This window comes from Daejeonella rubra, from assembly GCF_900103545.1.
In the GTDB taxonomy this organism is placed as follows: Bacteria; Bacteroidota; Bacteroidia; order Sphingobacteriales; family Sphingobacteriaceae; genus Daejeonella; species Daejeonella rubra.
Genome location: NZ_FNHH01000046.1, coordinates 1 through 12,933 on the forward strand (window position 1 = coordinate 1; position 12,933 = coordinate 12,933).

Genomic DNA, 12,933 nt, shown 5'->3' on the forward strand with positions numbered 1-12,933 from the left:
AAAGAGGGGAAATGTATGTGGAAAACTATAAGAGAGCAGCCTGAAGAAAATCTTTTTTAAATTAAATTTGGAAATAAGTTAAACCTAGAATACGAACACCTGTGCTATTTTCTAATTGAAAGAGATTATTGAGAGGTGGAGAAATCTCATGCCTAAGGGCAGTGATTTAAATGAAAAGCAGCTTTCGTTGCAACAGATTTCTCTTCGTGCCTCATCGAAATGACGACGTGTGGTATGCTGATTTCTCTATCGTCCCTTACACGCCCACGCGTGTGCTTGATAATAAAACCAGGTTTTCCTAAAAACTCAAATATCCCAGGTTTCACCCTTTGCCCTGGCAATCTTCCTCCTTTTCCTTTTATCCAGCAATACAAGTAAAGCAGGAAGCAGGGTCAGATTTGAAAAGAGTGCAATAATCAGCGTAATGGAAAGCAGTAATCCCAATATCATGGTGCCGCCAAAGGTGCTGGCTGTAAATATCCCGAACCCGAAGAACAGAACCAAAGCAATATGAGTCATGCTTATACCGGTTTCTATGATGGTATCTGAAATAACTTTTGATGTGCTGAAATCCGTCGACTGCAGTTCCTGCTGATACCTGGTCAGAAAATAAATGGTCTGGTCGGAAGCAAGGCCGAATGCAATGGTAAATATCAGAATGGTTGAAGGTTTAAGTGGGATATTGAAAAATCCCATCAGTCCCGCAGTAATGATCAGGGGAATAATATTAGGAAGCAAGGAGATGAACATGATTCGGATATCTTTAAACTGCGCGAGCCTAAGCAGGGAGATCAGAACAATTGCCAGAAGAATACTTTCCATCAGATGTCTAAGCATATAATCTGTTCCTTTAGAAAAAATAATGCTCGATCCGGTTAGCAGAACATCATAACGCTCCGGATTTAAGATAGAGTCGATACGGGGTTTAAGTTCTACCAGAAGTTCATTCATTCGTTTAGAACCCACATCAGCCATCTGGAAACTTACTCTTGTAACCTGTTTATTGCTATCGACAAAGCCTTTTAGCATATCATTATTTCCACCCGAATTGCCCAGATAACTCAAAACAAAGTTCTTCTCCATATCATTGGGGATGCGGTAAAATTGCGGATCGCCATTATAAAATGCCTGTGATGCATATTTTAATGCTTTATTCAGGGATACTGAACGTGAGAATTCGGGATATTCAGAGATCATTTCCTCCATTTTATCGACCTTTTTTATTGTCGACAAGTTCAGGATGCCATTTTTCTTGCGCGTATCAATGCTCACTTCCAATGGCAGGATCCCTTCGAAGTTCTTTTCAAAGAATTTAAGATCACGGATAATGGGAGAATTCTGCGGAAGATCATCCACCACATAGCCATTCACATTGATCTTCAACACCCCAATTACTGAGATCAGGGTAATAATAAGAGTAGAAATATAGATCAGCTTACTGCGATTGTGTACCAGATGATCGGTTTTTACAAGTAATTTATGTAAAAAGCTATTATCATGCTCTTCCTGTGCATTCAGTGCAGGTGCCGGGAGGTAGCTGAATATAATGGGGATCAGGCAAAGGCAAATAAACCAGGTAGCCATCACATTCAGTGCGGCTACAACACCAAATTCAACCAATAAGGCACTGCCTGTGAAAAATAATACTCCAAAACCAATGGCCGCAGTAATATTGGCGATCAGGGTGGTCTCAGAGATCCGCAGGATCGTAACGTGCAGCGCTTTGGCTTTGTCGCCATGCTTGCGAAGCTCATTATGGTACTTATTCAGCAGCAAAATACTGTTTGGAATGCCAATGATCACGATCAGCGGCGGTATCAGTCCGGTAAGGATGGTGATCTCATACCCGAACATAACCAGGGTTGCCAGGCTCCAGATCACGCCAACGATCACCAGCAGGATCGGGAAAATGACTGGATATAGCCGGCGGAAAAAGATAAACAATATCACTGCCGCGACTAATATGGAAAGACCCAGGAAAAGCACAAACTCCTTTGAAACCAGCTGACTTACTGCCGTACGGATAAAGGGCAGCCCGGAATAGTGGACTTCTATATTATTCCTTTTACTGTACGCATCAGCCTTATCAAGAATAGATTGAATGATTGGCCCTCTTTTTTTGGTATTCAGGATCTTAGTATCAAAATTGATCGCCATTAAAGTGGCATTGCTTTCTTTATTGTAGATCAGTCCCTCGTAAAACGGAAGCTCATAAATGCGTTGTTTGATACTGTCCATTTCAGCATCGTTCAGCACCGTGGTTCCGCTCAATTGTTTTAATACAAACCGCTGATTGGTGGTATCTTTCTGTAAGTCGTAAAGATTACCTATGGATAGAACCTGTTTAATACCTTCAACCTTTTGGATGTCTGCAGCCAGTGCTTTCCATTCGTTAAACTGTTCTTTTTTCAATAGATCAGGAGAACTGATCCCTAAAACCATCATGTTTCCATCTTCACCAAACTGGCTTTTGAAATTGTTATACTTGATGAAAGCAGAGTCAGTTAAGGGAAGAATTTTACTTCCTGTGTACGATAACCTGACGTAGCTGGCCTTCCATGCCATGAACAGCGTTATAAGAAAGAAAACTACAAGAATAGATATACGGTTAGAAAGTATAAATTTGGAAAAGTTATTCCACATACTGAACGTTTTAGGATAAAAGCGAAAGCCAGGTCGCAAAACTACAAAAATTCTTAAATTGGACTTTCAATAATCTGTTATTTAGCTATTGATACAGGAATAATACCATATTTAGCCTTGATCCTTGATAAAGTGTACATCAGAAAGATGAAATTCTAGAAAAGCATGAAGAAATTTTTAAAAGGGTTTTATTTTGCCTTTAATGGAATCAGCTATTCGTTCAGAACGCAGCTGAACTTCAGAATTCATTGCCTGATCTCATTGCTGGTTATTGCTGTATGTTTTTACCTCGGACTTACTACCGCAGAATGGTTGTGGATCATTGCAGCGATGGCGATCGTATTCATGGCGGAGTTATTTAATACTGCTATGGAAACCTTAGTGGATCTTGTTTCGCCAAAATTCAATCCCAAAGCAGGTCTCATAAAGGATATTTCAGCCGCAGCAGTTCTGATCGCTGCCCTCATGGCCCTGATAACCGGAATTTTGATACTTCTTCCAAAGATCATTCATGCTTCATAAAACAAGGGGAATAGTATTTAAAACCACCGACTACTCCGAAAGCAGTGTGGTGGTGCAGGTGTTTACTGAAAAGTTCGGTCTCCAGTCGTACCTGATCAATGGTATCAAGAGGCCCAAATCAAAGATCAGGCTGAACACCCTGCAGCCTTTGCATTTGCTGGATATGGTGGTCTACCATAAAACATCCGGAAGTATTCAACGCGTTTCGGAACTCAGGCATCAGCCGGTATTTCTCAGCATTCCTTATGATATTGTGAAAAGCTCCATCACGATGTTTCTGAATGAGGTTCTTTACAAATCGCTGAAGCAGCATGAAGCCGATGAGGTTTTGTTTGAATTTCTGTTTCATGCTATTGAGATCCTGGATAGCATTAGCAATGGATTGGCGAATTTCCATCTCTATTTTCTGTTACGCCTGACCCGCTTTCTGGGTTTTTATCCGGATACGACCCTGGCTTCTGCGGGCACTTATTTCGATCTCAGGGATGGGGGATATTCTAAGATGCAGCCTCCGCATGCCCATATTCTGGAACCTCAATTTGCAGCAGTGTGGACAGCCATATTGAATTCAAATTTTGATGATCTGGAGAACCTGAAGATCCCGGCAGCAGAGAGAAAATTCCTGCTGGAGAAGATCCTGGATTATTACAGAAACCATATTGAAAGCTTCGGACAGATCAGATCACATGAGGTTTTGGAGGAAGTATTGAGTTAGGGGGAAGATTCTTTTCGCTCCAATGGAGTCCCTCGGACTAATGCTGGACAGCATAACGGATAAAAAGTTGCAATCAATAATGGGATTTCTAGTTTACAGCAAATTCCCTATCCACCCAGTATCCACCGCTGGTCCGAAGGACTCCATTGGATCTGGTGAATAAAAGGGGGTGTTTTTAGGAATTCAAATAATCTATTATATCCATAAGCCTCTAGTTTATAGCTTATTAAATATATTTTCAAATTAATTTTGTGAAATTGAACGATACGTCTATATTTGCACTCCCAATCAGGGAGATTAGCTCAGCTGGTTCAGAGCACCTGCCTTACAAGCAGGGGGTCACTGGTTCGAACCCAGTATCTCCCACGGAAGAAAGCCCTTCAGATTAATTCTGAGGGGTTTTTCTTTTGTAGTCGCTATGACCCAGCCCAGCTAATCTCCCTTTTTATAGTACATTGATAGTGCAATGATAGTACAGAAGATGACCATAAACCTCAAATTATGGTTTACTACAAACTCATTTTAGACACTAAAAGGATTAAAGAAGATGGACTTTATACTATAGTCATCAGAATAACCCACAACAGAAACAACACTACTATAACGACAGGTTTAAGAGTAAAGTTAGATCAATGGGATAGTACATCCCAGTTAATAATTAAATCCCATCCCAATTTCCAAAAGCTTAATAGTTCAATTTCTGAGTTATACCTCAAGATCCAGAAGATTATACTCGCATTACAGGAATCTGGTGAATTTTCCTTTGAGAAGCTAAAGGATCAATTATCTAATAGAACAGTTATAAAGGTAGAGCAGATAACATTCCATGAATTCAGTAATAAGCTGATAAAGGATATGATACAGCTTAATCAGACTGGAAATGCCTTAATCTATCAAACTGCTTTGAACAGATTCATGTCTTATTCCAACAAATCAATAAAGTTTCAGGATATCGACTATAATTTGCTTAGTGGCTATAAAAACAGTCTGTTGTCAAGTGGAGTAAAGCAAAATACTATAAGTAATTACTTCAGAACAATAAAAGCGATATATAATAAGGGGATAAAAGCTAAAATAGTTGATAGAGCATTTTATCCATTTTATGATATCACAGTAAAACAGGAAAGGACTTCAAAGAGATCAATTAGTTTAGAAGCTATAAAAAATATTATGGGTGTGGATTTGGAATTAGGGACTGCTAAATGGCATTCCTGGAATTATTTTATGCTGAGCTTTTGTCTGATAGGGATATCATTTACTGACCTGGCTTATTTAAAGACGGAAAATATCATTAAAGACAGGTTGGCATTTAGAAGGAGAAAGACACATAAGCTATACAATATCAAGATTACTGGTCATGCACTATCCATATTTAGTATCTACAAAGGAATTAATTCAAATTACCTCCTTCCAATTTTGCCACCTGATATAATGGAAGATACTCTGGAAGCAAAAAAGCTGATTTCCCAATGGATTAAGACTACCAACAAATATTTAAAGCGTGTAGGAAAAGATATTGGACTAGATAGACCATTAACTACCTATGTGGCAAGACATACTTGGGCTACAACCGCAAAAAAGTTAGGATATTCAAATGAACTTATTGCTGAAGCGATGGGGCATGAGTTTGGGAACAAGACTACAGCTATCTATCTGGATACTTTTGACAAGGATGAAATTGATAAAATGAATGAAACTATCTGTCAGGTCATTGTCCAGATTATTAATCATAAATAGCCGTGAACTTATCTTTATTTTAGACCCGGTACACTTAACCGGTACTGGGTCTTTTTAAACCGATGCCACATGAAGATTAAAAATCAAGAACTGATTAAAGAATTTAAAGAGGATGAAGCTCCGAGAGTAATGATTTTGAAGGGTGAACCTTTTTTAGGGGATGTAATTGATGAGCTCCCGTCAGGGATTATTGATAAAAGTGAAACTGGTATTGGAGCAACGACCTTGGAAATAGATAGCAATCGAAATTCAATAATTGTAGTGCCTCTGAAGGCTATTGCTGCATCAAAGGCTAAAAAGCATAAAAGTTGCTTGTACGTTGGGGGAGATATTGGGGAGATTAAAAGGCCAACTGACAAACAGATTTTAGAATATAGCCAATCAAAAGGAGATAAAAAGTTCTTAGTAGTAGCGGATAGTCTGAAAAGATTATTTGATGTTTTGGGTGTAGAAACCTGTTTAACTTATTTCTTGATGATTGATGAGGTGGACTCATTCCAACTTGAAGGATCTTATAGAGAACGTCTTGAGGGCTGCCTGGATTATTATAAGATGTTTCCTCGGGAAAACCGGGCTTTGGTATCAAGTACGCTATTGAAATTCTCAGATCCTGAATTATTGAAGGAAGATAAATCTATCTTTAAATATGAAAACAGTCGGGTAAGGGATATTGATCTTTACTACTCTGACAATGAAATTGGAGCTGCTTTTGATCATATCGCCCGTTTATACAAGGAAAAGCCGAATGATAAAATTGTCATCGCGTATAATTCTGTACACGGCAGTATAGCTATAGCAGAAAAGTTAATTAATGATTTTGGAGTAGCTTTTGAAGATATTAAGATTTTATGTTCAGCAAACCGAAAGCAGGATGTCAAGCATTTTGTAAGTGAACTATCCAATGGAATATTAGAAGGCAGAATAAATTTTATGACATCTGCATATTTTGTTGGTGTGGATATCGAGGAAAAGTACCACTGTATCTGTATTTCAAATTCCCATCCAAATTTCAGGCACACATTATTGTCTGTTAGCAGATTACAACAGATTGCCGGGAGATGTAGGAAGCAGCCTTTATTATCAGAATCAATATTTTACGGTTCAACAATATTTAGTCCTGCTGACGTAATCAATATTGATTTACTGATCATGGCTGCTAAGGCCAAAATAAAATCCCTGGAATGTATTGCTGATAACTTTAAGTCAAATCAGATCCTTGCCAAGCAATTGATAAAAGTGAGAGAATTAATAATAGGGACTACTGATGTTCTGCAATATAATTTTGTAAGAACCAATCTGAACAATGAATTTGTCGTATCCTATTTTAATATTGATGCTTGTGTGGAAAATATGGAAACAGCTAAAGTGCTTTATACGGACAGATACACTTTACACCAATGGCTGCTAATATCAGGTCATAATGTAACTTGGAATTTTACACTTTCTGATACATATGTAGACGATAAACCCAGTAATTTTGACGAAGCCAAGCAAGAACAAGTCGAAGTTTCTTTGGCTAAACTCCAAGAATTGGTTGATCCAAAAGATGTTCTCCGGCTTATAATGACATCGGAATCTGGACATCAAACGGAAATTTTTAATAGATATCAAGCACTGTCTGGTTATTTTGAAAATAAGGAGGAACTAATAAATAATCTTAAGGAACTTTCTGAACAAAATGCTACTGCTTTTAACAATTTTAAGGATGCCTATAAATTTGCCTATGATACAACAGGATTTAAGGATCTAATTATGGAATTATTTCCCGAAGGCTCTAAACATAATAAAAGTCAAATTATGGAAGGGTTAAATCAGGCGTATTCAAAGACAGGATTACATACAATAAGCAGCATGACAACTGCCGTTAAAACGCTAAACAAATATTTTAAAGTTAAAAAAGACAAAAGAAACTATATTGATGGTTTACCAACCTTTGAGATTGGAGAATTGTATATTCAAATAAAAAAGTGAGCATTTTTGCCAGAGTTTTTTTTTAAAAAAAAATTAAATCTTGTGTTCCACTTACTTTCCTAATAATAAATAAAACTAAGTGGTACATTGGTAATGAAGGGATATGACTTGATTTTTTTACCACGGTTACATAATTAAAAAAAATTGTGTGGCTACTTTTATCAGCTTCCCTACAAACACTCCCCTTCCATAACTATGAGACCTTCCTACCGGGTACCTCTTCTGCATATCCGTAGAAAATAATTAACTGAATTTCTTAAACAATTAAAATCATTAAATCATGGTTACAGTAACGAATTATGTTGAAAAAAAAAGCAATGCTGGAAAGGCATTCTTTGCTTTAGAGCTTTCAGGAGATGTTGAAATGGCAATTTCTCAAACCTCAGGAAAGATGTTTGCTACAGTCAGAAAAAGCTTCATGGCCTGCACTTTTGATGAAACAGTCTGTAAAACCTTAATTGGTAAGCAGATGCCAGGAAGCATTCTGAAGGTTGATGCTGATGAACCGTATGAATACACGGTACCAAGTACAGGAGAAAAGATTTTATTGGACTACAGGTACGAATACAGCCCTGTAGAAGCTAACCAAAGTGTTGAATCTGCTGTGTTAGGTTAGAAAAACAAGAGCCTGCCAGAAAATGGTGGGCTTATTTATTAACTCTTAGATACTAAATATGGATGAATATAATTTTTACAGATATATAGACGATAAAAGCATACTGGTAATTACTCCAAAAAATAAATTAATCAGGATTAGATGCCCTTTTGCAGTAATTAATACAGAAAATAAGATTTTACAGGTAGATGCAGTTTCAGAAAAGAATAACCTGATTTATTATAAAATAAAGGGGAGCCATCAAATTTATAATGAGTTTACAATTATTGCAAAATGATATACCCAATTTACCATCCCAATCAATCACCTTACCCTCTGAGGTGGCTTAAGGAGGGTTAAGTTGATTCTTGGTCTTTATATCCTGCTTTTTTTCTGTTACTCCGTCATAACTCTTGTTACTTCCAGAATTTACCCCACACACCTGCCAGGCAGGTAAAAAGGCATTCCAACCTCCTAAGCTTCCCCTAAAAGCACGCCATAATCCCCAGCTTAACCCATCACTTATTCTGTCATGCTTTTGGTTTTAAGCAAAGTCGGTTTCCTTAAAAGCTGTCCTTGTATTTATCCCATGCTTAACCTCTGCTGATAAATACAACCGCTTTTAGTCTTTATATGCTCGCCTGCTCATCGCTAAAGGCTTCAAATTTTAAACCCTTAGCATTACCCACCTTGTTTAAAATTCTCGTGTCAAGACATACTCAGCATCGTCCTTACAGGACTTCTTTGCTGAGACCTTTAGCTCCACTCGCTTACGGCTTGCTAATCAATTGAATTTTTATACATTTACCTATATCAACTTGAAATATCATTCCGCAATTTATGCTTGAAAAAACAAATATTTTTATATCATACTCTCATGAAGATGAGATTTATAAAGAGAAGCTTGAAAAGCATTTGGGGTTATTACAAAGAAATGGAATAATTGAAACTTGGAATGATAGAAAGATTGTTGCTGGTGATGAATGGGATAAAAAGATTAAAGAAGAACTGGAGAATTCCCAAATCATTTTACTTTTAGTAAGTGTTGATTTCCTAAGTTCGGACTATTGCTATGATATTGAAATAAAAAAGGCAATTGAGAAACATGAAAGTGGGCGGGCACGGGTTATACCAATAATCCTTAGGGCATGTGATTGGCATGAAACTCCTTTTGGAAAACTTCAAGCTTTACCAAAGAATGCAAAGCCTGTAAAAAGTTTTGAGGATGAAGATGAAGCGTTTTATTCTGTAACTGAGGGCTTAAAGTTATCTATTTCTCAATTAAAAAAGGAAATTGGAAGTATTACACCTCATGACAATTCAATAAAAATATCATATAAATTTAAAGTAGAATGTGACACTCCTCCTAATATTCTACATTGGCGTGGCCGTCAAAAAGAAATTTCAGAGATTGAGCTTGATTTACATAAAGTTGTATTTATTTCAGGGATCGGGGGTCAAGGAAAATCAGCGCTTGCATCATGTTACGTCAGGGAGATTGCATTAAAAAAAGAAAAGTGGGAATTTTGGGATTGGCGTGATTGCCAGGAGAAGGAAAATAGAATTCATACTAAGATCGTCTCCATAATTTCGAGAATAACCAACAATCGAATCCAAGCAAAGGAAATTGCAAATGAGAAGATTGAGGACCTGATTGAATTATTCTTTTCAGAATTAGAAAACCGTAGGATAATATTTGTATTTGACAATATTGATGCTTATATAGAGTTTGAAAATTTTCAACTCACTGGAACAGTTTTAAAGCTTTATAAAGCAGCGCTATCCAAAATTCATCAGTCAAAATTCATCTTCACTTGTAGGTCATCTATAAATGATATTGATATTGAATTATTAACAATAAAGCTTGAGGGACTATCTAAAGAAGAAACGTTTTTACTATTCTCAGATTACCAATTACCGTTTAAAAATGAAGAAGTAGCTATTCTCTCTGAAAAATCATTTGCATTAACAAAAGGGCATCCATTATGGTTAAATTTGATCGCGGCCCAGGCGAGAAGGGGTTTGGAAGTAGCCGAGAAATTCATATTAGGTATTACTCCTAATACACATTTCAATGAAAATAATTTAACATCTATTTTATCTTACAAAATTCTCAGTGTTATTTGGGAAAGCCTAAATGATAAACAAAAAATATTATTAATGGCTTTTGCAGAAATCGTAAGGGCGGAGAGTCAAGCTAATCTCGCTAAAATACTGGCTTCAGAGCTTAATCATAACCAGTTCTTAAAAGCATTAAAAGCACTTAAGCAATTAAATCTGATAGTTGTAAAATCCATGATTGATGAGGAAGATACTTTTGAATTACATCCATTGGTGAAGGAATATGTGATACAAAATTTTGCAAGAGTTGAACGATCAAGGTTTATATCTCTCTTTGTTAATTTTTATGATAATTTAATATTAGTACTAAAGCCAAAACTAAGCTCTGACCAACCACTTAGTTTTTTTGAAAATTGGACAGCAAAGGTTGAATTAGACGTAAATATTGACGATTACAAGACTGCATTAATTGGGTTAGAAGAAATATCTACTCCAATATGTGATGCCGGGCATGTTGAAGAATATATTAGGGTGGCAAGTCTCGTCTTCATAACAATAAATTGGAAGACAGCAATTAATGAAGAATATAGTTATTTCAACTCCCAATTTTCAAAATTTGTTGACACCCTAACTCAATTTGGAAAGTTCGATGAAGCGAGTGCTTTCTTAACAAAATATGAAAAACATATTTTTGTTAAAGGACCTAATTACATCAGGTTTTGTGAAGCAAAGGGACATTTTTTATGGTTTCAGTCCAGCTATGAAGATGCAATTAAGCTTATTGAAGAGGGTATTGCACTAGAAGAACAAAGTCCAACTAAAAGTGATTTGAATTTAAAGCATCAGTTAGCTTTAGCCCTCCGCGATACAAAGGTGAAAGAAAATGTCAAAAGAGCTCTTGAAATATTTCTTAACAATAGGGAATTAGATCATTTAATTAATCATGATGAAGAATCTTTTATAGATGGAGAAATGTACGGAAATGTTGGAAGGTGTTTGCAGTATATGGGAAATATTTCAGATGCAATTGTTTGTTTTAAAAAATCATTAAAAAAGGTGAAAGATCCTATGAAACAAGGGTATGGATATCTCTGGTATGCAGAATGCCTAATAGCGCAGAATAATATTGAAACAGCTTTATGGTTTTATAGCCAATCGTATAATTTTTGGCAAAAAATTTCACCAATTAAAGCAATTTTTGTCGAAAAAAAGATAGAAGCCATTGTTGAAATTAATCCAAGTTTAACTTTTATTTTGGAAACCTCTGAAAAAGAAACAGAAAGAGTTTGTCTAGAGATTATTTATCAAAAATAGACATGGTGTTGTCAGCAGTTTAACAAATTGGAGATTTTAGCACAATTGCTTGAAAGTAATTCTGTAACATTTAATTTTCTATATCAACCAAAATAGGTAGTCCTTGGGAAATGAAAGCTCTTACTTGATTTTCTCTCTTAATTAAGACTTAATTTCAAAAAAGAATTCGAAAGTGAGAATTCAGGCGCCTTTTGTAGTAGCTAAAAGTTAAATACTCATCCAAGGAGCTATGCCTTACACCCATTATTTATTCTTCTAAGTCTTTATATCCCTTTATCCTTTCCTATGAGGATACAGTTATATGGAAAGTATTTAGCTGATTTATTTACCCGTGATAAATAAAAAAGGTTAAAGTCAAAAGATTGAAGCTCTTGCTGGTCTTATCATTCAGGCCTTATAACCAGAAAATTCTATTTCATGTGTTAGAAATCCAATTGGTAAACAGAAGTATGTACTATAAAACTAGTTGTCCCACTTACTTTCCTATTAAATAATAAAACTAAGTGACACATGATTGACTTAGTTTATAGATCCGTAGTATGATTTTTCTCACTTTACCATTATTATTCCTTATAAAAGAGTATTGAAGTGAGAATTTAGAGATATAATTTCAGAAGGTGCATCAAATCACCCCAATATCTATTCTTTAGCTCCTTCACAACCTTCCAGGACATAATATTAATATAGCTATTATTAAAAATAGCACCTCCATCTAGGTCTCCAATTTTTTCAAAATCAGACCAAATCTACATTCAGCAGGAACTAATCAAATTACTCATTTTAAACCAAAATTATGAAACAGCCAGAAATATCTAGCTATCCTGTGCAGGAGCTACAGGTATCTTACAAGCAAAAATTTAAGCCATCAGACAGACCAAAAATTACTACTTCAGCAGACTGCTTTAGAGTCCTTTTAAGCCTATGGAATTTAGGAACCATTGGATTTATTGAATCATTCAAAATCTTGCTTCTTAACAGGGCTAACAGGGTAATAGGAGTGTATGAGGTATCTACGGGAGGTATCTGTGGCACTGTTGTAGATCCAAGAGTAATATTTGCAGTTGCTGTAAAAAGTTGTGCAACGTCAATCATTTTAGCTCATAACCATCCAAGTGGAAATTTAACTCCCAGTGAAGCGGATCTTCAGTTAACCAGTAAAATAAGGCAAGGTGGTCTACTGCTGGATATTATGGTTTTAGACCATCTTATATTATCTGAAGATGGCTATTACAGCTTTGCAAATGAAGGATTGATGTAATATACACCAGTATCAACCAATATTGGATATTCCGCTCCATAGTACGCCACGATTCCGACACAAAGTACGCCGCCCATTCCGAAGCAAAGTACGCCACGATTCCGAGGGAAAGGTTAC

General features: G+C 36.2%; 9 protein-coding genes and 1 tRNA gene. 9 read left to right on the forward strand and 1 reads right to left on the reverse strand.

The genetic code is table 11. The features are described 5' to 3' along the window. Window positions 1-306 precede the first annotated feature (306 nt). The gene (locus BLR27_RS17830; protein ID WP_176767747.1) at window positions 307-2,643 is read right to left on the reverse strand and encodes an efflux RND transporter permease subunit; all 2,337 of its coding nucleotides are present in this window, start codon (window positions 2,641-2,643) and stop codon (window positions 307-309) included. Between the two features lie 165 nt (window positions 2,644-2,808). Between BLR27_RS17830 and BLR27_RS17835 the strand changes: the two genes are divergently transcribed. The 9 genes from BLR27_RS17835 to BLR27_RS17875 all read left to right on the forward strand — a co-directional run bounded on the left by BLR27_RS17835 (window position 2,809) and on the right by BLR27_RS17875 (window position 12,816). Next, entirely contained in the window at window positions 2,809-3,165 is a 357-nt protein-coding gene (locus BLR27_RS17835; RefSeq protein WP_090707178.1) for a diacylglycerol kinase family protein, read from the forward strand. Beyond that, a complete protein-coding gene (recO, locus tag BLR27_RS17840) occupies window positions 3,155-3,880 on the forward strand; it encodes a DNA repair protein RecO (RefSeq protein ID WP_090707180.1) in 726 nt (241 codons plus the stop codon). The genes BLR27_RS17835 and recO overlap by 11 nt, the downstream gene beginning before the upstream one ends. A gap of 291 nt (window positions 3,881-4,171) precedes the next feature. Further along, window positions 4,172-4,246, forward strand: a tRNA-Val gene (locus BLR27_RS17845). A gap of 135 nt (window positions 4,247-4,381) precedes the next feature. Beyond that, the gene (locus tag BLR27_RS17850) at window positions 4,382-5,617 is read left to right on the forward strand and encodes a site-specific integrase (RefSeq protein WP_090707181.1); all 1,236 of its coding nucleotides are present in this window, start codon (window positions 4,382-4,384) and stop codon (window positions 5,615-5,617) included. 69 nt (window positions 5,618-5,686) lie between these two features. Further along, the gene (locus BLR27_RS17855) at window positions 5,687-7,588 is read left to right on the forward strand and encodes a hypothetical protein (protein WP_090707183.1); all 1,902 of its coding nucleotides are present in this window, start codon (window positions 5,687-5,689) and stop codon (window positions 7,586-7,588) included. A gap of 280 nt (window positions 7,589-7,868) precedes the next feature. Next, on the forward strand, window positions 7,869-8,204 hold the full coding sequence (locus BLR27_RS17860) for a hypothetical protein (protein WP_090707185.1): 336 nt from the start codon (window positions 7,869-7,871) through the stop codon (window positions 8,202-8,204). A 58-nt stretch (window positions 8,205-8,262) separates the two neighbouring features. Beyond that, window positions 8,263-8,481: a hypothetical protein gene (locus BLR27_RS17865; RefSeq protein WP_090707186.1), complete on the forward strand. Its 219-nt coding sequence runs from the start codon at window positions 8,263-8,265 to the stop codon at window positions 8,479-8,481. Window positions 8,482-9,023: 542 nt separating this feature from the next. After that, window positions 9,024-11,558: a toll/interleukin-1 receptor domain-containing protein gene (locus BLR27_RS17870; protein WP_090707188.1), complete on the forward strand. Its 2,535-nt coding sequence runs from the start codon at window positions 9,024-9,026 to the stop codon at window positions 11,556-11,558. Window positions 11,559-12,351: 793 nt separating this feature from the next. Continuing rightward, window positions 12,352-12,816, forward strand: coding sequence for a JAB domain-containing protein (locus BLR27_RS17875; RefSeq protein WP_090707190.1), 465 nt, complete (start codon window positions 12,352-12,354; stop codon window positions 12,814-12,816). The last annotated feature ends 117 nt before the right edge of the window (window positions 12,817-12,933 follow it).

Coding starts and splice junctions, on each gene's coding strand:
- BLR27_RS17830 (WP_176767747.1), bottom strand. CDS start 2,643: ATGTGGAATAACTTTTCCAAATTTATACTTTCTAACCGTATATCTATT.
- BLR27_RS17835 (WP_090707178.1), top strand. CDS start 2,809: ATGAAGAAATTTTTAAAAGGGTTTTATTTTGCCTTTAATGGAATCAGC.
- recO (WP_090707180.1), top strand. CDS start 3,155: ATGCTTCATAAAACAAGGGGAATAGTATTTAAAACCACCGACTACTCC.
- BLR27_RS17850 (WP_090707181.1), top strand. CDS start 4,382: ATGGTTTACTACAAACTCATTTTAGACACTAAAAGGATTAAAGAAGAT.
- BLR27_RS17855 (WP_090707183.1), top strand. CDS start 5,687: ATGAAGATTAAAAATCAAGAACTGATTAAAGAATTTAAAGAGGATGAA.
- BLR27_RS17860 (WP_090707185.1), top strand. CDS start 7,869: ATGGTTACAGTAACGAATTATGTTGAAAAAAAAAGCAATGCTGGAAAG.
- BLR27_RS17865 (WP_090707186.1), top strand. CDS start 8,263: ATGGATGAATATAATTTTTACAGATATATAGACGATAAAAGCATACTG.
- BLR27_RS17870 (WP_090707188.1), top strand. CDS start 9,024: ATGCTTGAAAAAACAAATATTTTTATATCATACTCTCATGAAGATGAG.
- BLR27_RS17875 (WP_090707190.1), top strand. CDS start 12,352: ATGAAACAGCCAGAAATATCTAGCTATCCTGTGCAGGAGCTACAGGTA.